Genomic DNA, 24920 nt, shown 5'->3' with positions numbered 1-24920 from the left:
ATGACTCGAATTCTGTGGACTCCTGCCGAAGACGCGCTGCTGCGCGAGCTTCACCCGTCTGGCCTGTCGTACGACGAGATCGCCGCGCGCATCGCGCCGCGCTCGCGCAATGCCGTCGAGCAGCGCTGCGTGAAGTTGCGCCTTGGGCCGCTGCCGCATGGTCGCCTTCGCTGGAAGCCGTCTGAAGACGCGCTGCTGCGCGAGATCTGGGAACAGAAGGGCTCGTTGAAGATGCTCAGCGCGAAGTATCTGCCGCGCCGTTCGGCGGCGGCCATGTCGGATCGCGGCCGTGAGCTGGGACTGGCGCCGCGCCCGCAGACGCTGCGCAACTCGACGTATTCATGGGTCACCGAGGAAGTGCGCCGCGCGCTTCTTGAGACGCCGGATCTGACCGTCTCGCAGTTGGCGGAGCGCTGTGCTGGATCACATCGCCGAATCACGATGGTTTTGGCCGAAGGGCACGGCAAAGGGTTCTGGCGCTCTGGCTGGGCGCCCGCTCGCGGTAAGAGCACAGGCCGCCGTGCGCCGCGCTGGTCGGTCGGCTTCGAGGATGACGTCCCGCCGCCTTCGCCGATCGGCAATACGCTGCGCATGCGGCTTGTGCGTGCCCGGGCCCGGCAGCCCGCGCCGGTGTTTGATCCGTTCGCTACGCTCGTGCAACAGGTGGCCGCATGACGCTCGCCCGCAAAACGCCGATGAAGCGCACCGGCTTCAAACGCAAGCCGGATTGCCCGTTCAACAGCCTCACTTCGCGCGCGGGCATCGCGCGTTCGACGCCGATCAAGCGGCGCGCGCGCAAGCCGACCGTCGCCGAAGGCTCGCGGTATCTCGCGGCGTGCCGCGGCGAGCAGTGCTATCTGCGCGTGCCCGGCGTGTGCGCGTTCTCGTCCGAATCGGTCGTGCCGTGTCATTCGAATCAGGCGCGCCACGGCAAAGGTATGGGGATCAAGGCGGCGCACGAATTCACGGTGCCTGGCTGTGCAGCGTGCCACGCGTGGATCGATCAGGGCGCGGCCGCGCGCGAAGCGAAATTCGCCGTATGGGATTCAGGCTTCGCGCACTGGTTGCCGGTGCGCGCCGCGAAGATGGCCGCGCAGGAGGTTACGTGCCCGCGCTGATGCTCACGTGCGAAGTGCCGAGCATCGTTGCCGTCGATCGTGGCCGCTATGGGCGCGTGTCGTACGTGCCTGGGGACGTGGAATACGAGGCGCGTCCGCGCGTCGTTCGGCGCATTCGGCGCGCGGATGGTTCGTTCGATCCGGACCGCGTCGAGGTAGAGGTTTTTGTGCCGCGTGCGCGGCGCGGTGGCGTCGAGGTGAAGCGCGACGCGTGGCTCGATGCCGACGAGTTGGGCGCGTGGCTGCGCTGCAAAGCGCTCGTGTCGAAGAACCGGAAGACCATCCGGCCTTTTATTGAATCTGACGAGTTCGAGCTGCGCACTGACGCTGACTGACTTTCGCCAAAAACCGTTGTGCTTACATTAGGAGAAATGCAATGTCCGTCCGAGCAAAACTGCAACTTCAGGAAATCACCGCACAGCACTGGTCTCCGACCAGCAAGAAGCTTGTGTTCAGGGCTGCGTATGACACGAGCATCCCTGAGGACCAAAGGTTTCAGTCGGCGACGCCGTGGGCAGAGTTCACGACGCTTATCGACAATCCCGCGGCGCTCGCGAAATTCGAAATTGGCAAGCATTACTACGTCGATTTCACGTCGGCGGAATAACCCAGGGAGCGGCGATCTGGGGCTGCGGAAGTCGCGCGTAAGACCCCGGGCGGCTCGAAATTTTATGGTGTCGCGATGAATTGTGTGTCGTTTGGCTTCTGGTTTGAGATCGGGCGCGTCCTCGCTGGTCTCGCGGTTTTAGGTGGTGTGTGTGTCTGCCTCGCACTCTTTGCGGTAGCCATCTTGATTTTGCGGCGCAACGACAAATGATCGATGTTTTTCAACGGAGCAACTGAAATGCGAATCTCGAAACTTCTGAAATCCCTGTTGTTCATGGCGGCGCTGCCGATGTTCGCGACCGACGACGATGCGGCGGGCGCGGCCAGCGCCTCGGATTCCGTGCAAGCCGCGTCTGGCGAGGCTTCCGCCGTGGGCGCGGACGGTGCGGGAAACGATGCTGGTGGTGCATCTGCCGGCGAGCAGTCGACGGGCGAGACCTCTGCGCTCGATGCGTCGGGTTCGAGCGAGGGTGCTGAATCGGGGGAGACCGCTGCGGCAGTTGCGGAGGCCGCACCCAGCGATACTTCCGCTACGACTTCTGCCGTCGATGCCGCGTCGGACGTGACTCAGGACGCAGGTGAGCAGGGAAACGATTCGTTGTCGGCGCTCGATCAGGCGGGGTCAGCCGATGGGGGCGATGCCCAGAGTGCCAGCGGCTCGGCGAGCCTGGCCGGCTCTGCGGATATTGCACAGGCATCTGGCCTGACGAGTGACGCGGGAAACGTGAGCGGCGCGGCGGCCGATGCCGAGAGTGCGACGGATGGCTCGACGACTGCGCCGAATTCGGATGCGGTGTCATCGATCCCGACGACCCCGGAATCGAGCCTTGGTTCGTCTACTGACGCGCCGGCGGTCGCGGACGAATTGGGGGAAGGCGTTGCATCGCTTGCGGCGTCCGGATCCGCAAGCGACACCTCGTCGTCTGTTTTGACTGCATCGCAAGACGGCGACACCGAGGCAGCTATCCAGACCGGTTCCGATACGGGTGAATTGTCGTCGTTCACGCAGTCGTTTGACGCGACGGATTGGGCCGCCGCGTTTCTGCACATCGTCTTCGACGACGGCGTTGCGGTGACTGAAGACCTGATGGTTTCGTGGTTCGCGAACGCGCTGATGCGCGGCTACCATCAGAAGGCGGCGGAGGTCAGCGCGGCGGCAGCTGAGCAGCCGGTGCATTCGCTTTTCGGCGAGATCGAGGCAGAACTGTCGCGCCCGACCGGCGTGCTGCCCGCGAAGATCCGCGCCATCATCGCGCGCGGCCGCGCACTGCTGTAGGAGCGTGCCTATGACCCAGCGCGTGATCGACTGGACCGAGGTGTTTGAGGATTTCCGTCGCGCCGGTTTGCGCGACGCGGCCATCGTTCGCGCGCTGGGTGTGAGCCCGACTGCGGTTCGGAATTATCGCAACGGCATCGACGAGCCGAGCTTTCGGCGCGGCGAGGCCATTCTCGCGCTGTGGTGCCGTGTCACGACCAAGGCGATCGACGCGGCGCCGCGCACGGATTATGTGGCGAGTGCGGCATCCGTCGCGCGCCCGCGCACGACGCGCGCATGCGTTGCCGACGGATTTTCCGCGCTCGACGCGGTGTTCCGCCCTGGCATCGCGCAGGTAATCGAAAAGGTGTCGCGTACGAGCGACCGTCGCGAGCCGGACGTGCCGGTCTCGCTTACTCTTCCGGGGTTTGAGATATGAAATCGGGGTGCGGTGCGTATGAGCGAGCGTGAACTGACGCCGCGCGAGCAGCGATTCTGCGAGGAATATCTCGTCGATCTGTCGAAGGCGAACGCTGCCCATCGTGCGGGCTATAGCAAAAACGGAGCGCGGCAGACGGGCTACAACCTGATGCAGCGCCCGGCTGTTTGCGCGGAGATCAATCGCTTGATGGACGAGCGCGCCGCGCGCATCAAGGTGACTGCCGACGAGGTGCTCGATGAGATCGTCGCGGTGATGCGCGCGGACGCCAGCGACATCGCCGAGGTTTGGCGGTGTTGCTGCCGCTATTGCTGGGGCGCCGGCCATGCCTTCCAGTTCAAGACTCAGCGCGAGCTGGAAGAAGCGCGGCGCAAGCATGCGGTCGATCTGAAGCGCGCGCGCGCAGCGAAGATTCCGAAAGCGGCGCAGCCTGTGTTCGATGAATCGGGCGGCACTGGTTTCAATGCGAACCGCGAGCCGAATCCTGAATGCCCTGAGTGCTCGGGTGACGGCATCGAGCGTGTGCGCCTGCGCGACACGCGCACCCTGGTCGGTGACGCGAAACGCCTGTTCGATGGCGTGAAGCAGACGAAAGAGGGTGTCGAGACGAAGGTGCGCGATCGCACGAAGCATGCCGAGCTGGCCGGGCGGCATCTTGGCCTGTTCAACGACAAGCTGGAACTGTCGCGTCCCAAGGTGCGCGTCAAGGATCTGACTGGCCGCCGCAAGCAGGGCACTGGCGAATGAGCGAAGAGATCGAGTTCCGCTATCTGCCGCAGGGCGACACGCTGGAGAAATACATTCTGTCGCGCAAGCGCCGCGTGATGATCCGTGGTCCGCTCGGCAGTGGCAAGACGAACGCCAGCTGCTGGAAGGGTTTCCGCGTCGCGTGCGAGCAGGAGCCGGATGCGTATGGTGTGCGCCGGTCGCGCGGCATCGCGGTGCGTAACACGTATTCCGATCTGTCGTCGACGACCATCAAGGACTGGCTCGACATGTTCGAGGATCTCGGCCGCTATGTTGCTGGTGGGCGCGAGCCGCCGACGCACTATCTGTCGTTCGATCTCGAAGACGGAACGAGCGTTGAGGCGGAGGTGATGTTCATCGCGTTCGACCGGCCCGAGCACGTGAAGAAGGCGCGCGGGCTGCAGGCGACGTGGGTGTGGCTCAACGAAGTGAAGGAGCTTTCGAAGGCCGTAGTCGACATGCTCGACCTGCGTGTCGGCCGCTATCCCAAGGACGTGCACCCGACGTGGTACGGCATCTTCGGTGACACGAACGCGCCGGACAACGACCACTGGTATTACGAGCTGGCCGAAGAGACGAAGCCAGATGGCTGGGAATTCCTGACGCAGCCGGGCGGCGTCATTCGCGACGGCGATGATTGGGTGGTCAATCCGAACGCGGAGAACATCCACAACCTGCCGGTCGGCTATTACCTCGACGGCATGCAGGGCAAGAAGCAGGATTGGATCAAGGTCAACCTGGGCAACGAATATGGCTTCGTGATCGACGGCCGCCCGATTCATCCGGACTACGTCGATTCGCTGCACTGTCGCCCGTTCGAGATCGTGCGCGGCGCGCCGGTGTACATCGGCATGGACTTTGGCCTGACGCCCGCCGCGGTGTTCGCGCAGCGCAAGCCGATGGGCGGCTGGCGCGTTCGCAGCGAGCTTGTGGCTACGAGCATGGGCGCCAAGAAGATGGCCGCCGAGATTCACCGCCATATCGAAGAGAACTACGCGGGCATGACAATCTTGCCGATTTCCGGCGACCCGGCGGGCGACCAGCGTTCGCAGGCGGATGACGAGGACACGCCGTTCAAGATCCTGCGCGCGGCGGGCCTCGAAGCGAAGCCTGCGCCGACCAACGACACGGTGCTGCGGTATGGCGCTGTCGATGAGTCGCTCACGCGCCTGATTGACGGCGAGCCCGGCATTCTCGTGCATCCGGACTGCCGGACGCTGCGCAAGGCGCTGGCCGGCGGGTACTGCTTCCGGCGGCTGCAGGTGTCGGGCGAGCGGTTCGCCGACAAGGCGGACAAGAACATGTACTCCCACGTCGCCGAAGCGCTTCAGTATTTGCTCGTTGGCGCGGGCGAGCACAAGGTGCTGGTGAAGCCGAAGCGCTCCGGCGCGTTGCCGAAGCGCGCCATCATGGACTGATCGTCCGCCGTTGCTGCGCAGGATAGTGCGTAGCCGATCCGAGAGCATGCGTTCTCATACGCATATTCTGGACCGGCAATGACGACCCTGTTCCACTCGCCCAGCATCCCGCAGACGAAGGCGACCAACGTCCCGGCGATCACCGACACGACGCAGGCGCAGCAGGACGCGGCGGATCGTCTGTCGCGGCGTCGCGGCGCATCGGCGACGATCTCGGCTGGTGACTCGGCGACGATCTCGCCGGGCAGCGTCGCAACCAAAACGTTGCTGGGCGCGTAATGGCCGCCGACGAAAAAGCCCTCGTCGATTCGGTCCACCGCGATCTGGCGGACATGAAGCAGCACCGCTCGGAGTTCGAGCAGGTTTGGAACGACATCGTCGACTTCATGATGCCGCGCCACAGCGGCTTCAACCGCACGCGCAAGCCGGGCGAGAACCGGACCGGCAAGATCTTCGACACGACCGCGCCGCTGGCGCTGCGCAATTTTCAGGCGGCCATCGACTCGATGATCACGCCCCACACGCAAGTGTGGCACCGCCTCGCGACGGATCAGGAAAGCCTCAACGACAACGACAACGTTCGCGCGTATCTGGATCAGGTCGTCAAGACGCTGTTTTCGGTCCGCTATCGCTGGCGCGGCGGCTTCACCACGCAGATCAGTCAGGCGTATCAGGGCCTCGGCCTGTTCGGCAATGGGCCGCTCATGATCGAGCACGACGTCGGCACTGGCATCCGCTATCGGCACGTGCCGCTGAACCGCTATTACTTCGTCGAAAACGCGGCGGGCCTCGTCGACAAATCGTGCGCGTGCTGGCGCATGACCGCGCGGCAGGCCGCGCAGAAGTGGACGAAGGAGAAGCTGCCGCCGCGCATCCAGTCCGCGCTGGAGAACAACCCCGAAACCCATTTCGATTTCGTCCATCGCGTGCAGCCGCGCGCGGATCGCATCGTCACGCGGCTCGACTCGCTGAACATGGCGTTCGAATCGGTGTGGGTTTGCGAGGCCGACCTGATCGAGCAGTCGGGCTTTCGCGTCTATCCCTACGCTGTGGGCCGCTTCTACGTCGATTCCGACACGCAGTACGGCGGCTCGCCCGCCGAAGATTCGCTGCCGGATATCAAGATGGTCAACGCGATGGAGAAGACCATCATCCGCGGTGCGGAGAAGGCCGTCGATCCACCGCTACTGTTGACCGAAGACGGCGTGCTCGAAGGGTTCGACCTGCGTTCGGGCGCGCTGAATCACGGCGGTCTCGACACGCAGGGCAATCAGCTCGTGCAGCCGCTCAAGACCGGCGAGAACATCCAGTTCGGCACGCAGTACGCCGACAGCAAGCGCCAGACGATCAACGCGCAGTTCTACGTCACGCTGTTCCAGATCCTGACCGAAGCGCCGCAGATGACGGCCACAGAGGTGCTGGAGCGCGCGCAGGAAAAGGGCATTCTGCTCGCGCCGACGATGGGCCGCGTGCAGACCGAAATGCTCGGCCAGATGATCGAGCGCGAACTCGACATCTGCGGCCACGTGCCGGGACTGCTTCCGCCGATGCCGCCCGAACTGATCCAGGCGGGCGCGAGCGTCGACATCGTCTACGACAGCCCGCTCAACAAGGCTATGCGCGCGAGCGAAGGCGCGGCCGTTCTCCAGTGGGTTCAGCAGGTGGGCGTCGTCGCACAGCTCGACCAGCAGGCGATCAAGGTCGTCGACGGTCAGGCGATCGCGCGCGGCCTCGCTGACATCAACGGCGTGCCGGTCAAATACACCGTGCCTGCTGACGTCATTGCGCAGCAGCAGGCGCAGGAACAGCAGACCGCGCAGCTCACGAACATCCTGAATGCAGCGCCGCAGGCCGCATCGGCCGCCAAGGACCTCGCGTCCGCTGCACAGATGACAGGGACGCCAGGCGTATGAGCGCGATCACCGATCGAATCCTCGCGCGCCTGCGCCGCCGCAAAGCCTACGCGCAGTGTTTTCTCGACGACGACGGCAACCTCACACCCGCCGCGCGCGCGGTGATGACCGATCTCGCGCACTTCTGCCGCGTTTATCGCTCGACCGCAATTGTCTCGCCGGTCTCGCGCAGCGTGGATACACACGCCTCGATGCTGGCCGAGGGGCGCCGCGAGGTGTGGAACCGCGTGTTCTCGATCCTGCGTATCACCGACGACCAGATCCTTGGCGAGCGTCAGGAGTCCACCGATGAATGACCGCCCGATGTCGCCGTTCGGCGCGCGTCTGCTCACGTCATCGAACGCGAGCAACGCGCGCGATCTCATGAGCGCGATGTCGGCCGACGCCGCGCCCGCGAGCGATGCGCGCGGCGGCATTCTGCTTGGCACCGCGATCGCTGATCTGACGGCCGCGCCGACTGCCGACGACTTCAACAACCTGCTGGCCGTGCTGCGCGCCGCCGGCGTGATCGATTCAACCAGCTCCACTGCATCGACCGATACGTCGGGCACGAGCGCAACGACGAACGAGGGAACGAATGTTTAAGCGACTGATGATGCGCTACGTCCTGATGAACGAAGCCGGTGCCGGTGATGGCGGCGGCGCGGCGACCACGACTGCGGCGACCGGCGCAGACGCTGCGACTGCAACCACGGGCGATGCCGCAGCCGCCGCAGCGGCGGCAACCGCCGCGCAGGAAAGTGCGCCGTCGTTCCTCGAAACTCTCGGTGACGCTGATCTGAAGGCGTATGCCGAGAGCAAGGGCTACAAGAGCGCGGCCGAAGCGATCAAGGCGTTCCGCGATGCTGAAACCGCGAACGCCGCGCCCGCCAAAGCCGAGGACTACAAACTCCCGGTCCCCGAAGGTCAAAGCGATGAGCTGGCGAAAGCCGCTTCGACGTGGTTCCACGAAGCAGGCATTTCGCAGGCGGCCGCCGAGGCACTCGTTACTAAATTCAATGCGCACGTCGCTGGCCTGAACGAGGCAGCGGAGCTGGCGCAAAAGCAGCAAGGCGAGCAGCAGATGGCCGCGCTGAAAACGGAATGGGGCACGCAGTACGACAAGAACGTCGAACTCGGGCGCCAGGCGCTTCACCAGTTCGGCATTCCTGCCGAGACGGTGAGCAAGCTGGAGAAGCAAGTCGGAGCCGCGCAAATCCTGAAGACGTTCTCGCAGATCGGCGCGGCGCTGGGCGAGGGAACGCTGAACCCGGGCGGCAACGGTGCCAGCAAGACGGCAACGCCTGCTGACTGGTTTCCGAACTCGAATCACAACTAAGGGTATTTGATCATGACCATCCTGACCACGAATAACCCGACGCTCGCCGACGTTGCAAAGCGCACCGCGCCCGACGGCAGCATCGATTCCCAGATCGTCGAACTGTTGAACCAGACGAACGAGGTTCTGCTCGACGCCGCATTCATCGAGGGAAATCTGGCGACCGGCCACAAGAGCACGGTCCGCACGGGTCTGCCGCAGCCTACGTGGCGTCGACTCTATGGTGGCGTGCAGCCGACGAAGAGCACCACCGTGCAGGTGACGGACAACTGCGGCATGCTCGAAGATTATGCGGAAGTCGATAAGGCTCTCGCCGATCTCAACGGCAACACCGCGGCCTTCCGGCTGTCCGAAAACGTCGCTCACATCGAAGCGATCAATCAGGAAGTCGCTTCGACGCTGATCTACGGCAACGAAGGTTCGGCGCCCGCGGAATTCACCGGCGTGGCCGCGCGCTACAACGACCTCGGGGCAGACAACGCCGACAACATCATCGACGCTGGTGGTACGGGCTCCGACAATACGTCGATCTGGCTGATGGTCTGGGGTCCGCAGACGGCCCACATGATCTACCCGAAGGCTGGGAAAGCCATGCTGCAGTCAAACGACAAGGGTCAGGTGACCGTCGAAAATTCCGATGGCCAGGGCGGCCGTATGGAAGCGTATCGCACCCACTACAAGTGGGACGTCGGTTTCACGCTTCGCGATTGGCGCTACGTCGCTCGCATCGCGAATATCGACGTGAGCGATCTCGCCACGGTGGCGAACACCTCGAACCTGATCAACTGGATGATCGCGGCGTCGGAACGCATTCCGGCATTCGGCATGGGCCGCGCAGCGTGGTACGTGAATCGCACGGTTCGCGAAAAACTGCGCCTCGGCATCCTGAACAAGATCTCGAACAACCTCACGTGGGAAACCGTCGCTGGCCAGCGGGTGATGATGTTCGACGGTCTGCCGGTTCGCCGCACGGACGCGCTGCTCAACACCGAAGCGCGCGTCGTCGACCAGTCGTAATTCTGCGCGGGTGCGCCGCCTGCGCGGTGCACTCTCGCGGTCCTCTCCTGTCACGGAACAAGGAACGCACCATGTACAAGGACAACCTCCTCACGTTCGCGAACGGCCAGGCGCTCACCGCGAGCGGCGCGCTCACGAACATCATCGACCTCGGCTCCGATCGCAAGATCGGCCCGGGCACGCCGCTGTGGATCGTCATCAACATCCTCGTGGCGCTCGCCGGCACCACGCCGACCCTGAAGCTCGCGCTTCAGACGTCCGACGATTCGGCGTTCGGCACGTTCGACGAAATCGCCGCAGTCTCGCCGACGGCGGCCGACGTCGATGCGGGTGCGATGTTCGTGCTCGGCATGCCGTGGACGAACAAGCGCTACCTGCGCATGTACGCGACGCTCGGCGGCACCACGCCCACGGTCACGCTGTCGGCCGATCTCACGAGCGAAATGCCGTACGACCATACGGCATACCCGTCGCCGTCGCAGGCCTAACGCATGGCCGGCGCAAAGATCAAGGTCCGGGCCCTCAAGCCCGGCTTCCACGGGGTCAAGCGGCGCTACGCGGGCGAGGTGTTCGTGATGGAAGACGTCACGATCAAATCGGGCGCCGTGATCGGCAAAAACGGGAAGCCCATTTCGTGGGTGGTGCCGACCGACGAGGAACTCGCGGAAAAAAAAGCCCGTGGCGGCCGCGAGACGAATTCGACCACGAACGATACACCCGGCGGGCAGGACGATCCAGGCGCGCCGTAACGGAGTGACCTGTGACTTCCAAGCTCGACATCGGCAACCGCGCACTCACGAAACTCGGCGAGGCTCGCATCACGAGCTTCGACGAGGATTCGAAATCTGCTGAGACGCTCACGTCGATGTGGGACGTCGTCTTGAAGGCCGAATTGAGGGCGAATATCTGGAACTTCGCCAAGGCGCGCGCGCTGCTTGCCGCTTCGTCTACGGCTCCGGCTTTTGGCTTCGCGCGCGCTTTCCCGCTTCCAACCGATTGGGTCCGCAACCTGCAGGTCGGCCCGTTCCTCGTCTATCCCAAAGTCGATCAGCGCGGGCTGTTTTCCGTTGAGGGAAAGTTGATCCTCACCGATCTGCCCGCGCCGCTTCAACTCCGGTACATCGCATTGCCGTCGGACACCACGTCATTCGATGCGCTGTTCGTCGAGGTGCTTGCGTGCCGCCTGGCGGCTGAATGCGCGGAGCCGATCTGCCAGAGCACGACGAAGGCCCAGGCGAAGTGGCAGGAATACACCGCCGCGATGGGCGTCGCGAAGCGCGCGAACGCGATCGAGCGTCCGTCTCAGCCGCTTGCCGATGACACGTGGATGGAGGCGCGCGGTTACAGCGGCCACCATAACCTGCACGGAGGGTTCTGATGGACGCATCCCCGATCATGACGACGTTCGACGCGGGCGAGCTTTCGCCGTTCATGGGCGGCCGCGTCGACTTCGCGAAATATCCGAACGGGTGCAAGACGCTGGAGAACTTCATCCCCGTCGTGCAGGGCCCGCTCGTGCGCCGCGGCGGCACGTACTTCATTGGCGAGGTGAACAACAGCCTGCAGCGCGGCTGGCTCAAGAGCTTCCCGGTTTCCGACGGCACGAATTACATGCTCGAATTCGCCGACTACGTGATTCGCGTCTACGCCAATCGCGGGCAGCTGGTGAGCGGCACGGCTCAGGTGACCATCGCGACGCCGTACGCGGTCGCGGACCTGACGAGCAGCGAGGGCACGTTCGCCCTGCGGTTCGCTCAGAGCGCGGACACGATGTACATCTTCCACGAGTCCTATCCCATCCAGAAGCTCGTGCGCACGTCCGCCACAGCGTTCAGGATGAGCGCGGTGCAGCTTGTCGCGGGGCCGTTTCAGGACCAGAACACGGACGAGAGCGTGACGATTACCGCGAGCGGCCAGACTGGCACGGTCACGCTCACGGCCAGCTCGTCGGTTTTCACGGCGGCCGACGTCGGCACGATCATCTATCTGCAGCAGAAAGATTTTTCCGACGTCAAGCCGTGGGCGACGTACAAGCGCGTCGACATTGGCGACTTCCGCCGCGTCGACGAGCGCATCTATCTGTGCACGGCGAACGGCGGCGGCACGACTCCTGTGACGGGCGTCGAGACGCCGGTGCATACGTCGGGCAGCGCGTGGGACGGCGACGGGATCGACGTCGACGACGACGGCTACGGCACCATCGGCGTGGAGTGGCAGTACCAGCATAGCGGGTACGGCTACGTGAAGATCACCGGCTACACGAGCGGCACGCAGGTAACGGGCACCGTGACGAGCGGCGCGTCGAGCGATGACGTGATGATCCCGAACCAGATCGTGACGGATGGCACGTACAAGTGGCGCCGTGCGCTGTTCAACTCGGCGGACGGTTATCCGTCGCAGGGAACGTTCTGGCGCAATCGTCTCGTGCTCGCGCGTGGCCGGTGGATCGTCTTTTCGGTGTCGGCCGACTACGAGAACTTCCAGTTCATCGAAGCCGACGCGACAACCGACGACGATGGCATGACGAACCAGCTCAACGCGCGCCAGCTCAACGAAATCGTGTGGCTCGTCGAGCAGGACAACCTGCTGGTCGGGATGAACGGCGAAGAGTGGGTCGTCGGCCCGACGTCGACGGCTTCGGCTGTGAGCCCGACGAACATTCAGGCGACGCGGAACTCAAGCTATGGATCGCGCGCGCTCGTGCCGCTTGATGTCGGCGGCCTGGCTATTTTCGTGCAGCGCGCCGGCCGCAAGGTACGCGACTTCGACTACGACTATTCGACCAACAAATACGTTTCGACGGACACGACGAAGCTGGCCGACCACGTCACGAACGGAACGGACGGCACGTACACCGGCGTCGTCTCGATCGCGTATCAGCAGGATCCGTATTCCGTGGTTTGGGCCGCGCGCGCGGACGGCACGCTCATCGGGATGACGTACGACCGCGAGGCCGGGCGCTCTGACGTCTACGGCTGGCATCGCCATCCGATTACGAACGGCTACGTCGAGTGCGTCGAGACGCTGCCTTCGCCGGACGGCTCGTATGACGACGTGTGGATGATCGTGCGCCGCGAGATCAAGGGCGTCACGCGCCGCTACGTCGAGTACATGACTCGCCCGCTGCAGGACGATCAGGACATCGAGGATTCGTTCTATGTCGATAGCGGCCTGTCTTATAGCGGCACGAAGAAAACTAGTTTCGACGGACTAGATCATCTCGAAGGGCAAACCGTGCAGGTGCTCGCCGATGGTGCAACTGTTCCCGATCAGGTCGTCACGAGCGGCTTGATCACGATTCCGTTGGAAGCGTCGACGGTGAGCGTTGGGCTCCGCGCACCGGCGCGTTTCGAAACGATGCAGCTGAGCATACAGTCGGCGGCGGGAACGACGCAGGGTAAGAAGAAGCGCATCACCGATGTGACCGTGCGGTTCTATCGTTCGTTGGGTGGCAAGCTTGGCCCGTCGTTCGCTGCGATGGAAGAAATCAATTTCCGGCGTGTGCCAGATCTTCAGGACACCGCGTTGCCGCTTTTCACTGGCGACAAGGAAAAGGTCAAGTGGCGCGGTGGTTATGAGGAAGCGCCGACGATGTGCTTCACGAACGATCAGCCGTTGCCCTGTGTGGTGCTCGCGCTGATGCCGAACGTGGGTATTTACGCATGATCGCGCTGGAAAAACTCGACGTCTGGCACGTGCTGGAGGTGGGCGCGAAGCTGCAAACGATGCAGCTGACGACTGTGCACGAGATCGACGAAGCCTACGCGCGCACGTTGATCGCGAACACCGGCGTCGCGTGGGCCGTCGTCGAAGACGGCGCCGCCATCGCGTGCGGCGGTATTGCAGAGGCGTGGGCGGATCGCGCGATTGCCTGGTCGATGATCACACCGCGCGCGTTCCAGCATTTTCGTCATCTGCATCGCGTGGTGAAGCGCGTTTTCGATGAGTCGCCATGGGCCCGCATCGAGATCGACGTGCGCGCCGATCACGCTGCTGGGCGGCGATGGGCTGAGCATCTGGGTTTCACGATCGAAGGCATACGCCGCAAATACACGCCCGACGGGGCGGACATGATTCTCTACGCAAGGGTGAAGTGATATGGCCATTTTGGGGGCAGCCACAGCGGGCACCGGTGCAGCGGCTGGTGCGAGCGCTGCGTCTTCGGCAGCAGCGGCCGGCGCTGCATCTGCGTCCGCCGCGGCGGCCGGTTCTGCTGCGGCCGGAACGGCTGCCGCCGCGAGCGCGGGCGCGGCGGCAGCTGGTGCCGCAGGCGCCGCAGGAGCGGCGGGTGCAGCTGGCGCTGCCGCGGGCTCGGCAACCGCGCTTTCGGCGACGCAACTGGCGGCGCTCGGCCTCTCGGCTGTCAGCAGCCTCGTATCTGGCATCGAGCAGTCGAAGCAGCAGAGCGCGCAGTCGGATCTCGCGACGCGCAATGCGGCCGTCGCGCGCGAGAACGCGCAGTCTGCATTCAACGTCGGCATTGCGCGCGAGGAACAGGTGCGGCGCAACTCCGCGCAGCAGCTCGGCGCGCAGACGGCCGCCGCGGGCGAATCGGGATTCGTCTCAAACAGCGGCTCCATGCTGAACGAGCAGGTGCAGAGCGCCGGCGCGGCGGATCTCGATGCGCTTCAGACGCGCTATCAGGGACTGTTGCAGGGGCAGGCGTATCAGGACCAGGCGACGAACGACGACTACGAGGCTGCGGTGCTCAAGAGTAATTCGTCGAACTCTCTGACCAGCGGGATCATCGGCGCTGGCACTGCGGCGCTGATGGGCTATTCGCAGTTCGCGCGCCTCGGCGCGGCATCTGGTCTGCAAAGCACGACGCTGGGGGCGAAATAAGATGCCGGTCCGCATTCCGAGTTATCAGCAGCAGACGTCGATTCAGGACGGCACGCCGATTCCGAGCGTGCCGCTTGACGTTCCCCGTTCGACGCTCGGCCAGTCGATCGGCCAGGCCGCGCAGGCCGTCACCGATTACGCGCAGGCGCAGCAGCTCATCCAGAAGGATGCGGCGGCCACCGAAACTGCGCGCGTGACGTCGCAGGTCGGGCTCCAGCTGAATCAGGCCAAGAACGATGCGATCGCGAACGCGCCGACGGGCGGCTATGGTCTGACGCAGGGATTTCAGCAAACGTTCGACAAGCTTCGCACGGACACGCTCGCCGACGTGTCGAATCCGTACGCGGTGAAGGCGCTCAATCTGTATTTCGATCACCAGCAGCTGACGTATGGCGCGTCGATGCAGGACGCCGAGAACGGCATGCGCACGAAGTACATCGCGCAAAATCTCGGCGATACGGCGGACAACGTGACGCGCACGATCGCGCAGGATCCGTCGCAATACACCGCATCGCTCGCGCCGCTGATCGGCACGATCAACGGGCTCGACGGTATCGACGGCAACACGAAGGCCGCGCTGGTGAGCAAGTTCACCCAGCAGGCCGCGTTCGCCGCCGGCGCGCGCGTGGCGCAGGACAACCCGAACGGCTTCATCAACGCGTTCCAGACGCCAGCGGACAAACCGATGCCGGCCGGGTTCGAGTGGATGCGTAGCATCGACGGGGAGAAGCTCAATCTGCTGCAGAACCACGCGCAGGGCCTCGCCGCACAGCAGCAGAACGCGGCCGACGCGGCAGCGACCCAGCGCGAAAACAATGCAGTCGACGAGTTCAACAAGGGACTCGTCTTTGTGAATCAAGGCAAGCAGATGAGCCTGCAGTACCAGACGTCCCTGCTAGCTGCCACGCAAGGGACGTCAGTCGCAGCGCAGACGCAAGAACTGATTCAACAGGCTGCACGAAACATGGGGTTTTCCAGCATGCCGCTGCCGCAGCAGCACGCGTCGATCCAGTCGGATCAGGCGGCCGCCGCGACGCCGGGCGTCGGCACCGATCCGGCAACGGCAGCAGCCGTCGCGGCGCGCCAGAAGATGTACACGGCCAGCGTCGAGGCGTACAAAACCGACCCGTGGAATGCGGCGCTCGATCGCGGCGTGATTCAGCAGATCCCACAGGTGGATACCTCGTCGGTCGGGTCAATGATGAATTCGCTGTCCGCGCGCGTGGCCGCGGTGGGCGCCGTTGAAAACGCGGCGGGCCGCCGCGTGTCGCTGCTGACGCCAGACGAGTCGTCGCAGGTTTTCCAGCAGGTGCAGGCGCTGCCGATCGACCAGAAAGCGCAGGTGCTCAATCAGCTCGGCGGCGTGTTCGGACAGGCCGCGCGCATCAACGATCTCGCGACGCAGTGGCACGAGAAGGATCCGGCCGTCGCGCTCGCGCTGAAGGCCGGCGCGGGCGGCGGCAACGGCAATCCGCTCATGACCGTCAGCGGCGCGCCGGTCAGCGCCTTCATCCTCGCGGGCGAGCAGGCCCTGAAAGACAAGACCGTGAAGATCGACGAAGGTGCAGGCACCGGCATGAAGGCGCAGATTGCAAACGCCATCGACGGCGCGCTGCCGCCGCAGCAGGCCGAGGACGCGAAGGAAATGGCCTGGTATATCGCGGCGGGAAGCGCGGCGCGCGCGGGCCGCTCGGGCGGCGTACCGAACGCGGCTGACGTGCAGAACGGCATCAACGCCGCGACTGGCGGCATTTCGAAGACCGGCGGCCTGCGGCCGAACGGCGACTCGAACACCGTGGCCATGCCGTACGGCTGGCGCGAGGACGATTTCCAGAGCGCTGTGAAGACGGCCAGCGCTGGCAACATCGAGAACACGATAGGCGGCAAGCCCGTCGACACGGTGTACGCGAACGGCACCGCGATTCCGGTCAGCGACTTCATGGCGAAGTTCCCGAGCTACCAGCTCGTGCGTGTTGGCGTGCGCGGCACGTATGCAGTGTCGAGCGGCTCGAAGTTCGTGACAGATGCGAGCGGCGCCCCCATAAACGTGCACCTCACGCTCGCGCAGCATGGCGCGCCGCAGACAGTGACGCCAGCCGCGAACACCGCGCAGGACGTGGCAGTTACCCCCAATCCATTCTGAGGCGGCCATGCCGATCGATGATCTTTACGCCGACTCCACGTCGGCGTTTCTCACTGGCTCGAATCAGGTCAACGTGCCGATTCCCACGACTGCTCCGTCGACCGGCATTACGTCGATCGCGCGCGCGGTCGGCCGCGGCGTCGGGCAGGGCGCAGCGTCTCTGTTCGGGGCGGCAGCAGATACTGCGGCCGGGCTTTCGCAGCTCTACGTCGATCCCGAGATGCTGGCGGGCAATCCCGACCTCGCGCAACAGGCCGACGCGCGTGTGAATGACGCGCTCGCGAAGGCGCGCGCGGGGCACCTCTTCGAATCGAGCCTTGGCACGGCCGCGTACGACCTGGCGGACACGCTGAAAGCCGACCCGACGAAGACCACGACGATTGACCAGATCGTGCAGGGTGCCGTGAGCGGCCTCACGCAGATCGTTCCGGCGGCGGTGCTTGGCGGCCCGCTGGCGGGCGCGGCAATCGGCGGCCTTTCGATGGGCCAGCAGCGCGCCGAGGATCTGAAACGGCAGGGTGTCGATGTCGGCACGCGCACTGCGGTGGGTGCCGTCGAAGGCGCGATCGGCGGCGCTGGCGCGGTGTTGCCCGTGGGCGGCCCGTCGCTGCTCACGACTGCCGGCCTCGTCGGTATTGGCGGCCCCGGTCTCGCGGTGTTGCAGGGCACCGCCGAGCGTTCGATTCTGCGCAACGCGAATTACGACGGGCTGGCGGACCAGATCGACCCGCTCGACCCGGTGAACCTCGCCGCATCGACGATCATGGCCGGCGTCTTCGGCGGCGCGCATGCAATCGGCGCCGCGCGCGCGGCGCGCGCCGACGCGACGGGCGCCGCCACACCGGGCATGCCGGGCGGCCCGAGCACGCAACTGACGGACATGAGCGTCGCCGCGCGCAAGGCGCTGCCGTATAACGCGCCTGCACTCGACGACTACGCCACGCAAGTCGCGCAGCGCGAAGGCGTGCCGCCCGCGCTGCTGCTGTTCATCAAGAACGGCGGCGAGCGTTCGAACAGCAATCAGGTGAGCCCGGCCGGCGCGAAGGGCGTGATGCAATTCACTGATCCGACGTGGGCGCAGTACGGTCACGGCGATCCCACCGACCCCGTTAACTCGATCGACGCGGCAGGCCGCTACGCAAAGGATCTGATGGCGCGCTACGGTGGCGACCAGCGTGCGGCCGTGACTGAATACAACGGCGGCATCGAGCAGGCGCGCGCCGTGCAGGCTGGCGGCGCGCCGACCGCGCCTGAGACGATCGCCTATCTCCAGCGTTACGACAATTTCGCGGCGAATCACGCGCTCGACACCGGCACCTTCGCTCCGAATTCCGATCAGGTCGACGCGGCGCTCACGGCGCGCGGCCAGCGCTTCGTCGACGATGCGTACGTTTTCGGCGCGCCCGGCGACCTCGAATCGTCAAGCGCGCACCAGGCTGCGTTTGAGGCCGCCGCGCAGCAGATGTCCGCTGGCCGCTTTCCGGACGTGTCGTCGTTCGTCAGCACCGACGACGCCGCGCGCGCCACCGCGCTCGATTCGATGATCAGCGATGCGGAGGCGTCACGCGCGGATCTGGCGCAGCAGGCGTCGCAACTGGCCGAGCCGGGTGGCATCGCGCAGGCGCGCACCGAACTCGCGAACCTTCAGGCGTCTCCTCCGGACACGTCTGACGCGGCGATCAAGACGCTCACGCGCCAGATCCAGTCGACCGGCGTGAAGTTCAAGGCCGCGGCGAAGCGCGCGGAGCAGCAGATCGCGGCGCAGGGTCAGGAGCACACGGAGCGCATTCAGCGCCTTGAGCAGATCGTCCAGCGCAATGCGGAGGCGCAGCGCGCCGGGGATTCGATGGCGGCCCTCGACCAGCAGCTCGGCCAGCTGCGCGCCGCGCGCGCGCAGATCGACACGCCGATGACGGCTCGACGCCCTCTGGCGGATTTCGTGCAGCGTCTGGCCGCGTCGGAACGTGAGCGGGCGCCCGCTATTCCAGATGAGGAATCGATGGCGCTCGACGCCACGACGCCGTCTGCTGCGCCAGAAAATCCGCCGCGTGAAAATCTGCCTGAGCAGATCACGCGCGAGTCGCTCGCTGAGAATGGCGCGGTGAATGTCCGAAAGGCAACGACGGCGATCGAGCAGCGCGTGCGCGCGGCGCTGCTTGAGGGGCGCGACGTGACGCTGCACAGCGACGGCGTGCAGCATCGAATCGTGGGCTTCGAAAACGGAATGCTCGATTCGGCCGGGAAGCGCTGGACGGCGATGGATCTGCTCAAGCCGCCGGGCGAAGGCGAGGGGCCGCGCGTCGAACTTGGCGCACCGCCGAGCGCGCCCACGGCCGCCGGCGCTCTAGTCGAGTCGAACCTGCGCCAGTCCGCCGCCGAGAACCCGGACCGGCGAGTGACGCTTGACGCGCCGCAGGCGGGCAGCGACTTTTCTTCCGCGAACCCGCGCACGGCGGCGTTCGACGGCTCTTTGCAGGACGCGCTCGATCTCATCGACCGCGAGCACGCCAAAACGGTTTCTGGCGCGAAGCTGTTCCGCGTGGCCGCTCAGTGCTTCCTTTCGCTTGGGGGTTGATTCATGCACGACAAATGCGCGCAGGCTGTTTCGCAGGCTGCAAACCGGAAGCTGACAAAGGCCGAACTGGACGGCATCGAAAACCGCGTGCGCGCGGGCATGCGCGTGGTGCGCAATCGCGATGTCGATGCCTGGGGAGCGATGACGCTCGGCGAGCGCATCAACGCGGGCGCCGAGTGGGCACAGCAGCAACTGCAGCACGAGGCCGACCTCGCGCGTCAGCGCAAGATCCTGCAACTCTCCAAGCAGGTCGAAACCGATGACCGCATCGACCGCGCGGTATTCGCTGATCCGAGCAAGGCATTCGAGAAGGGCGCGCGCGAGCGCGCGGTAAAAAAGGACATCGAGCAGACGTACGTGCTCGTGAACGCGACGAAAGCCGATTACATGCGCCGCACGATGGGTGCGATCGAGGGCATGAAGCACGGGCAGAGCTGGCTCGCGCGCGCGTTCGACGTCGACAATCCCGCGATGGAGCGCGACATTGTGCGCGAGATCTACGATCCGGGCTCGACGGGTAATGAAGTCGCGAAGGGCGCGGCCGAGGAAATCACGAAAACGAATGAGGCGCTGCGCGTGCGCTTTAACTCGGCGGGCGGCAATGTCGGGCGTGTCGGCTACGGCTACGCGCCGATCAAGCACAGCCAGATCAAGGTGCTGGGCGACGGCTCGGACGCGCAACGCGCGCGATGGGCGCAGTTCGTTTTTCCGCTGCTCGACCGCTCGCAGTTCCTGAATGATCACGGCGACCAGATGAGCGACGCCGAGGTGATGCGCATGCTTACTGGCGAGGAACGCGGACCGTGGCAACAGGCGCGCGCGGCCGCGCCGGCTGGCAAGGGCGTCGAAGGGCGGCAGCCAGGCATCTGGGACGAGATTGCGGGCACCGTGCCGAGCGATCTCAACGCGTCGCGCAACGTCGTCGGCGCGCGCGCGAACGCGAATTCTCAGCATCGCGTGCTGCACTTTCTCGACGCCGACTCGCACATGGCGTACAACGCGGCGTACGGCGACGGCACGATGCTCGACGCGCTGTACGGGCACGTGAATGTGATGTCGAAAAACGTGGTGCTCACCGAGCGCTACGGCCCGAATGCGACGCGCACGATCCTCGGCCAGATCGAGCGCACGACCGAGCACGACGGCACGCCGATCCGCAAGCTGGAAAAGGGGCCGATGTCGATCGGCGCGTATTGGGACTATGTGAACGGCGTGACGAACTCGCCTGTCGACCCGACTCTCGCGCGCCAGTTCGCGACGCTGCGCACTGCGGTCACTGCGTTCAAGCTGCAGGGAACCGTGCTCGCCGCGCTCGGCGACGTCGGGTCGATGTTCGTCACGGCGCACTACAACAAGGTGCCTTTCTTCCGGACGCTCGGCACAGCCGCCAAACTGCTCGGCCCCGGCTCGCACGATCTGCGCGACTGGCTGTCGTCGCAGGGCATCATTGCCGAAGAGCTTGAGCACGGCATGACGCGCTGGGGCATGGACAATCTCGGGCAGGATTGGGCGCGCAACCTCGCCGCATCAACGATGAAATTCGGCGGCGTCAGCGCGTGGACGGACGCGATGCGCACCGGCTTTCAGGCCAACATGATGCGCGGCCTCGCTGACATGGCGCCCAAGCAGTGGGCGGATCTGACCGAGTGGGATCGTCGCGCGCTCTCGCGCGCCGGGATCTCCGAATCAGATTGGGCGGTCGTCAACGGTGCGCAACTGTCGGAATTTGGCGGCAACAGGTATCTCACGCCGGATTCGATCTATGCATCTGGCCATCCCGCCGCGGCCAATGTGGTGCCCAAAATCCTCGGCATGATTCGCGAAGAAGGTGAGTTCGCCGTGCTGAATCCGGACCTGACAGCGAAGGTTATCAACGCCGGTTCGACCGGCACGTGGCACGGTGAGTTGCAGCGCACCTTCATGCAGTTCAAGACCTTCCCGATTGCGATGGTCACGCGCCATTGGGGGCGGCTTGCGGAAATGCGGCGCAGCGGCGACTATCGCGTCGACGGCGCGCCGGCGCTCGCGAACCCGCTCGCATATGGTGCAGCACTCGTCGTGAGCACTACGATCATGGGCGCTGTCGCGACGCAGATTAAGGACTTGCTGGCGGGCAAGGATCCCGAGCCGATGTGGGGCGACGCCGGGAAAGCTGCGTCGTTCTGGGGACGCGCGTTTTCCGTCGGCGGCGGCGCGGGCTTTATCGGCGACCTCGTGAGCAATCTGTTTTCCAGCGACCAGTATGGCGAGTTTGCCGCGAACCTCGTGGGCGGCCCGGTGGTTTCGACCGCCATTCAGCCGTTGCTCGCGATCAAGCGGAACATCGGCGATTACTACAGCGGCAAGGACACGCACTTCGGCGCGGATCTCATGAAAACGGTGCAGAGCAATCTGCCGCTGGTCAACCTCTGGTACTGGAAGACTGTGTGGAACCGACTCATCTGGGACAACATCGCAGAGAGTCTTTCGCCGGGCGTGACGCAGCGAAACATTCGTCGTTCTAACCAACAGTACGGAAACGATTACTGGTGGACGCCGGGCGCGGCGACGCCACAGCGCGCGCCAAATCTTGCAAGCGCTGGCGGAGGCTAGCAGGATAGTGCGGCGCTAAAACGAAATTATTAGGGCATCCATAGACAGGTGCCCTAATGACCGTTGAATCCTCCGTTCAGGATGTGACGTACGACATGGATGGCGTCACGCTCACGTTCGCCATCCCTTTCTATTTCCTCGAAAACGACCACATCTACGCTGACTTCATTGACTCAGCAGAAAGCATCGAGTCGTTGGTCAACGGCACGCAGTTCTCACTCAGCGGAGCGGGCGACGAAGATGGCGGCTCGCTGACGCTCGCGAACACGAAGGCCTCAGGCAACAAGCTGCATATCTATCGCGTCGTTCCTGTTACGCAGGAATCCGCCTATCAGCAGAACAGCGCGTTTCCGGCGGCGACGACTGAGACGGCGCTCGACAAGCTGACGATGATCGCGCAGCAACAGGCCGCCGCGATCGAAAATTCGATTCGGTATCCGCTGCAGGAATACGGCACCGACGGCACGCTGCCGATCGCGAACGATCGCGCTAACAAGGTGCTCGGTTTCGCGGACAACGGCGCGCAGACGCTCTTGCCGATGCCGGCTAGTGTCGGCGCGGGCGACCTGAAAAACGAATACTGGAAGGCAGGCACCGACTTCACCGCAGGCACGACCTCGCGCGTTCAACTGTCGCGGGCCTACCTTTCAAAAGCCAACATCGGCACGCTGGTGATCGACGGGCTCGGTCAAGCTCCTGACACCTATGACGTGACGGCCGACGGTTACGTCGTGTTCCTCGACGACAGCGGCAACGAAACGCCGATTCCGGCCAACACGCAGAAGATCTATTGCGTGGGCGGGACGACGCTTTCTCTGAATACGCCCGCGACGGGCAGCGTGACCGATGCTTCGATCGCGAACGGCACGGCGCTGTACGAGCGCATCTTCGGCATGGTCAGCGTGATGGATCCGAAGTATGGCGCGAAAGGCGACTGCGTGCGCGATGCTTCCGGAAACTATCTTTCCGGCACCGATGACACGTCCGCAATCCAGAAGTGTCTGAACGAGAACACGTATGTTCGCTTCCCGGCCGGGTTTGCGTTCTATAGCGCCAGCGGCTTCACGGTCCCGGACACGTGCAAACAGATCGAGGCAACGGCCGCGTGGCTCGTGGGTCCGGGCTACACGTCGGGCGTGAATGGCTTCACGTTCTCCGGCTTTTACCAGGGCGCGGGCGACATTCAGCAGCGGTCCGAGAAGTACGTGCTGCCGAGCATGCAGGGCTTTCAGCATTGCGCGCACCTCTACAACTCGGCGTTCCTGCGCATCGATTGCGACACGATGCGCAATTGCGTGTGGGGTTACTTCCAGACGTGCGACTCCGCAGAAAACTATTGCATGGAGAACTGGCTGACCGCGCGGCACATCTGGCACGCGCGCAACAGCGCGAACACCGATGGCGGCGCGTTCGGCGTGCAGATGACCGGCACGGCCACGAGTTCGTTCCAGGGCAATCGTTGCCGCGTGTTTTACGCGGATGATTGCTGGGCCGCGGTCAAGCAGGATTTTTCGTCGAGTGGTACGGGTGGCAACATCAACAACCTGTACGAGATCCTCGAGTGCGATCAGTCGACGTACGCCGTCTACAACACGAAAAAGCTTTCGTCTGGCAACACGTTTTATTTCCCTATGGGGATCACGTCGCCGGGCAGCGCGAATATGTTCCCCAACTTCGACACGCAGGACAACGTCGAAATATTGGGTTGCAAGACGAATAACCCGGCGTTCGCCGCAGCCGTGAATTTCCAGTGGATCGGGGTCTCGAATCGCGCATTCATTAGCGTTCAATCGGGCGGCGTGCCGGTTCTGTACGTTTCCACTGACGGTAGCGATACGACAGGCAATGGGCACGACACTGCGCCGTTCGCAACGATTCAGAAGGCAGTGGACACGTTCTCTGAACTCGACCTCAACGGCGGCACTGTCTACGTTGCATTGCGTGACGGTAGTTACGCCGCGGGCGCCACTCTGAGCAAGTCCGTCAACGGGAAGATCGCGATCATCGGCGACACCACGACTCCAACCAACGTCGTGGTGAACGGCAGCTTTACTGCCGATGGCGCCGGCACGTACCTGTCAGTGAGCGCGATGATGCTGCGCGGCGGTGTCGTTGCTCAGAATGGTGGCCGTGTCGATATCGATTCGAGTTTGGATTTCGACGCGTTCGCTGGTGGGCGCCACATCTACTCCTACAACCACGGCACGGTGAACATCAACAGCAACTACTCCGTGACTGGTCAGGCTTCGTATCACATGCTCGCGCAGCTCAACGGCACGATCAAGAACAACGGCGCCAGCGCGGTCACGTGCACCGGCACGTTCTCGTTCAGCGCGTTTGCACAGGCTCAGCAGGGCGCCCAGATCGAAGTCTCTGGCATCACCTACAGCGGCTCGGGTGTGGGTGGCTCGAAGTACTACGCGACGAAGGGCGGCGGCATCAACACTGGCGGCAGTTCGGGATTCCCGGGGTCCGTCGCCGGGACGACCGACACAAACGGTTGGTATGCCTAAAGAACCAGAAGACAACTCTGCGGGGGAAGGATGGGTGAGCGGATGCGGTATTCCGAAGAAGCGCCGCATACCGAGGGTGAAGGCTGGCGCGCGGTGGTTGCCGCGGTTGACAGTCTTCGCGACGAAATCGGAGAGCGGCACGTCGAGAACACCAGCAACCTTGAGGTGATGCAGAGGGAGCTGAAAGTGGCTATCGATCGGATCGACGATCTGGCGAAGGGATTCCCGGACGGCGATCCGGATGGCCACCGTCGTGCGCACGAGGCGCTCATTCGCAAGGCAGAGGCGCGTGCGCGCCTCTACGAAAAATTGCTCGAAGAACTGGCGAGCAAGGGTCTCTGGGCATTCATCGTCGCGCTCGGCGGGATCGTGTGGTTCTTCGTGGCTTCGAAGCTACACCTGTCGGTAGTCGGCAAGTAAAGGG

At 64.3% G+C, this 24920-nt stretch carries 25 protein-coding genes; all 25 read left to right on the top strand.

What is annotated here, in order from left to right; translation table 11 throughout:
- The gene (locus SB764_RS24595; protein WP_410865258.1) at positions 1 to 675 is read left to right on the top strand and encodes an SANT/Myb-like DNA-binding domain-containing protein; all 675 of its coding nucleotides are present in this window, start codon (positions 1 to 3) and stop codon (positions 673 to 675) included.
- A 20-nt stretch (positions 676 to 695) separates the two neighbouring features.
- Complete coding sequence (locus SB764_RS24590) at positions 696 to 1118, top strand: nuclease domain-containing protein (protein ID WP_410865380.1); 423 nt, start codon at positions 696 to 698, stop codon at positions 1116 to 1118.
- Positions 1106 to 1453, top strand: coding sequence for a hypothetical protein (locus tag SB764_RS24585; protein ID WP_410865256.1), 348 nt, complete (start codon positions 1106 to 1108; stop codon positions 1451 to 1453). Before SB764_RS24590 ends, SB764_RS24585 begins: the two co-directional genes overlap by 13 nt.
- Before the next feature lie 41 nt (positions 1454 to 1494).
- On the top strand, positions 1495 to 1725 hold the full coding sequence (locus SB764_RS24580; protein ID WP_410865254.1) for a hypothetical protein: 231 nt from the start codon (positions 1495 to 1497) through the stop codon (positions 1723 to 1725).
- A 213-nt stretch (positions 1726 to 1938) separates the two neighbouring features.
- Positions 1939 to 3000 (top strand): hypothetical protein, encoded by a 1062-nt coding sequence (locus tag SB764_RS24575; protein ID WP_410865252.1) that lies wholly within the window; start codon positions 1939 to 1941, stop codon positions 2998 to 3000.
- Between the two features lie 22 nt (positions 3001 to 3022).
- Complete coding sequence (locus SB764_RS24570; RefSeq protein ID WP_410865250.1) at positions 3023 to 3418, top strand: hypothetical protein; 396 nt, start codon at positions 3023 to 3025, stop codon at positions 3416 to 3418.
- Between the two features lie 18 nt (positions 3419 to 3436).
- Positions 3437 to 4165, top strand: coding sequence for a terminase small subunit (locus SB764_RS24565; RefSeq protein ID WP_410865248.1), 729 nt, complete (start codon positions 3437 to 3439; stop codon positions 4163 to 4165).
- Positions 4162 to 5583, top strand: a complete 1422-nt coding sequence (locus SB764_RS24560; RefSeq protein ID WP_410865246.1) for a TerL — start codon at positions 4162 to 4164, stop codon at positions 5581 to 5583. Before SB764_RS24565 ends, SB764_RS24560 begins: the two co-directional genes overlap by 4 nt.
- A 78-nt stretch (positions 5584 to 5661) precedes the next feature.
- The gene (locus SB764_RS24555; protein WP_410865244.1) at positions 5662 to 5862 is read left to right on the top strand and encodes a hypothetical protein; all 201 of its coding nucleotides are present in this window, start codon (positions 5662 to 5664) and stop codon (positions 5860 to 5862) included.
- Positions 5862 to 7496 carry a portal protein gene (locus SB764_RS24550; protein WP_410865242.1) on the top strand — a complete coding sequence of 545 codons (1635 nt, stop codon included), beginning with the start codon at positions 5862 to 5864 and terminating at the stop codon, positions 7494 to 7496. Before SB764_RS24555 ends, SB764_RS24550 begins: the two co-directional genes overlap by 1 nt.
- Positions 7493 to 7792, top strand: a complete 300-nt coding sequence (locus SB764_RS24545; RefSeq protein WP_410865240.1) for a hypothetical protein — start codon at positions 7493 to 7495, stop codon at positions 7790 to 7792. The genes SB764_RS24550 and SB764_RS24545 overlap by 4 nt, the downstream gene beginning before the upstream one ends.
- Entirely contained in the window at positions 7785 to 8081 is a 297-nt protein-coding gene (locus tag SB764_RS24540; protein ID WP_410865238.1) for a hypothetical protein, read from the top strand. The genes SB764_RS24545 and SB764_RS24540 overlap by 8 nt, the downstream gene beginning before the upstream one ends.
- Positions 8082 to 8088: 7 nt before the next feature.
- Complete coding sequence (locus SB764_RS24535; RefSeq protein ID WP_410865236.1) at positions 8089 to 8814, top strand: hypothetical protein; 726 nt, start codon at positions 8089 to 8091, stop codon at positions 8812 to 8814.
- A gap of 12 nt (positions 8815 to 8826) precedes the next feature.
- A complete protein-coding gene (locus SB764_RS24530; RefSeq protein ID WP_410865234.1) occupies positions 8827 to 9831 on the top strand; it encodes a major capsid protein in 1005 nt (334 codons plus the stop codon).
- 71 nt (positions 9832 to 9902) lie between these two features.
- Positions 9903 to 10319 (top strand): Bbp16 family capsid cement protein, encoded by a 417-nt coding sequence (locus SB764_RS24525; RefSeq protein ID WP_410865232.1) that lies wholly within the window; start codon positions 9903 to 9905, stop codon positions 10317 to 10319.
- A 3-nt stretch (positions 10320 to 10322) separates the two neighbouring features.
- Positions 10323 to 10580, top strand: coding sequence for a hypothetical protein (locus tag SB764_RS24520; RefSeq protein ID WP_410865230.1), 258 nt, complete (start codon positions 10323 to 10325; stop codon positions 10578 to 10580).
- An 11-nt stretch (positions 10581 to 10591) separates the two neighbouring features.
- On the top strand, positions 10592 to 11209 hold the full coding sequence (locus tag SB764_RS24515; protein WP_410865228.1) for a hypothetical protein: 618 nt from the start codon (positions 10592 to 10594) through the stop codon (positions 11207 to 11209).
- Positions 11209 to 13497 carry a hypothetical protein gene (locus SB764_RS24510; RefSeq protein ID WP_410865226.1) on the top strand — a complete coding sequence of 763 codons (2289 nt, stop codon included), beginning with the start codon at positions 11209 to 11211 and terminating at the stop codon, positions 13495 to 13497. Before SB764_RS24515 ends, SB764_RS24510 begins: the two co-directional genes overlap by 1 nt.
- Entirely contained in the window at positions 13494 to 13928 is a 435-nt protein-coding gene (locus SB764_RS24505) for a GNAT family N-acetyltransferase (RefSeq protein ID WP_410865224.1), read from the top strand. Before SB764_RS24510 ends, SB764_RS24505 begins: the two co-directional genes overlap by 4 nt.
- A gap of 1 nt (position 13929) precedes the next feature.
- Complete coding sequence (locus tag SB764_RS24500) at positions 13930 to 14673, top strand: hypothetical protein (protein WP_410865222.1); 744 nt, start codon at positions 13930 to 13932, stop codon at positions 14671 to 14673.
- A gap of 1 nt (position 14674) precedes the next feature.
- Positions 14675 to 16816, top strand: coding sequence for a hypothetical protein (locus SB764_RS24495; protein ID WP_410865220.1), 2142 nt, complete (start codon positions 14675 to 14677; stop codon positions 16814 to 16816).
- A gap of 7 nt (positions 16817 to 16823) precedes the next feature.
- A complete protein-coding gene (locus tag SB764_RS24490; protein WP_410865218.1) occupies positions 16824 to 19391 on the top strand; it encodes a transglycosylase SLT domain-containing protein in 2568 nt (855 codons plus the stop codon).
- A gap of 3 nt (positions 19392 to 19394) precedes the next feature.
- A complete protein-coding gene (locus SB764_RS24485; protein WP_410865216.1) occupies positions 19395 to 21983 on the top strand; it encodes a hypothetical protein in 2589 nt (862 codons plus the stop codon).
- Between the two features lie 56 nt (positions 21984 to 22039).
- Entirely contained in the window at positions 22040 to 24496 is a 2457-nt protein-coding gene (locus SB764_RS24480) for a hypothetical protein (RefSeq protein WP_410865214.1), read from the top strand.
- Between the two features lie 42 nt (positions 24497 to 24538).
- Positions 24539 to 24916: a hypothetical protein gene (locus SB764_RS24475; RefSeq protein ID WP_410865212.1), complete on the top strand. Its 378-nt coding sequence runs from the start codon at positions 24539 to 24541 to the stop codon at positions 24914 to 24916.
- Positions 24917 to 24920 lie beyond the last annotated feature (4 nt).

This window comes from Paraburkholderia sp. SIMBA_027, assembly GCF_046535315.1.
GTDB classification, from domain to species: domain Bacteria; phylum Pseudomonadota; class Gammaproteobacteria; order Burkholderiales; family Burkholderiaceae; genus Paraburkholderia; species Paraburkholderia tropica.
Note: the sequence above shows the minus strand (reverse complement) of the source record. Positions and strands in the feature narration are given on the sequence as shown.

Coding starts and splice junctions, on each gene's coding strand:
- SB764_RS24595 (WP_410865258.1), top strand. CDS start 1: ATGACTCGAATTCTGTGGACTCCTGCCGAAGACGCGCTGCTGCGCGAG.
- SB764_RS24590 (WP_410865380.1), top strand. CDS start 696: ATGAAGCGCACCGGCTTCAAACGCAAGCCGGATTGCCCGTTCAACAGC.
- SB764_RS24580 (WP_410865254.1), top strand. CDS start 1,495: ATGTCCGTCCGAGCAAAACTGCAACTTCAGGAAATCACCGCACAGCAC.
- SB764_RS24575 (WP_410865252.1), top strand. CDS start 1,939: ATGTTTTTCAACGGAGCAACTGAAATGCGAATCTCGAAACTTCTGAAA.
- SB764_RS24565 (WP_410865248.1), top strand. CDS start 3,437: ATGAGCGAGCGTGAACTGACGCCGCGCGAGCAGCGATTCTGCGAGGAA.
- SB764_RS24560 (WP_410865246.1), top strand. CDS start 4,162: ATGAGCGAAGAGATCGAGTTCCGCTATCTGCCGCAGGGCGACACGCTG.
- SB764_RS24555 (WP_410865244.1), top strand. CDS start 5,662: ATGACGACCCTGTTCCACTCGCCCAGCATCCCGCAGACGAAGGCGACC.
- SB764_RS24550 (WP_410865242.1), top strand. CDS start 5,862: ATGGCCGCCGACGAAAAAGCCCTCGTCGATTCGGTCCACCGCGATCTG.
- SB764_RS24545 (WP_410865240.1), top strand. CDS start 7,493: ATGAGCGCGATCACCGATCGAATCCTCGCGCGCCTGCGCCGCCGCAAA.
- SB764_RS24540 (WP_410865238.1), top strand. CDS start 7,785: ATGAATGACCGCCCGATGTCGCCGTTCGGCGCGCGTCTGCTCACGTCA.
- SB764_RS24535 (WP_410865236.1), top strand. CDS start 8,089: ATGATGCGCTACGTCCTGATGAACGAAGCCGGTGCCGGTGATGGCGGC.
- SB764_RS24530 (WP_410865234.1), top strand. CDS start 8,827: ATGACCATCCTGACCACGAATAACCCGACGCTCGCCGACGTTGCAAAG.
- SB764_RS24525 (WP_410865232.1), top strand. CDS start 9,903: ATGTACAAGGACAACCTCCTCACGTTCGCGAACGGCCAGGCGCTCACC.
- SB764_RS24520 (WP_410865230.1), top strand. CDS start 10,323: ATGGCCGGCGCAAAGATCAAGGTCCGGGCCCTCAAGCCCGGCTTCCAC.
- SB764_RS24510 (WP_410865226.1), top strand. CDS start 11,209: ATGGACGCATCCCCGATCATGACGACGTTCGACGCGGGCGAGCTTTCG.
- SB764_RS24505 (WP_410865224.1), top strand. CDS start 13,494: ATGATCGCGCTGGAAAAACTCGACGTCTGGCACGTGCTGGAGGTGGGC.
- SB764_RS24500 (WP_410865222.1), top strand. CDS start 13,930: ATGGCCATTTTGGGGGCAGCCACAGCGGGCACCGGTGCAGCGGCTGGT.
- SB764_RS24495 (WP_410865220.1), top strand. CDS start 14,675: ATGCCGGTCCGCATTCCGAGTTATCAGCAGCAGACGTCGATTCAGGAC.
- SB764_RS24490 (WP_410865218.1), top strand. CDS start 16,824: ATGCCGATCGATGATCTTTACGCCGACTCCACGTCGGCGTTTCTCACT.
- SB764_RS24485 (WP_410865216.1), top strand. CDS start 19,395: ATGCACGACAAATGCGCGCAGGCTGTTTCGCAGGCTGCAAACCGGAAG.
- SB764_RS24480 (WP_410865214.1), top strand. CDS start 22,040: ATGACCGTTGAATCCTCCGTTCAGGATGTGACGTACGACATGGATGGC.
- SB764_RS24475 (WP_410865212.1), top strand. CDS start 24,539: ATGCGGTATTCCGAAGAAGCGCCGCATACCGAGGGTGAAGGCTGGCGC.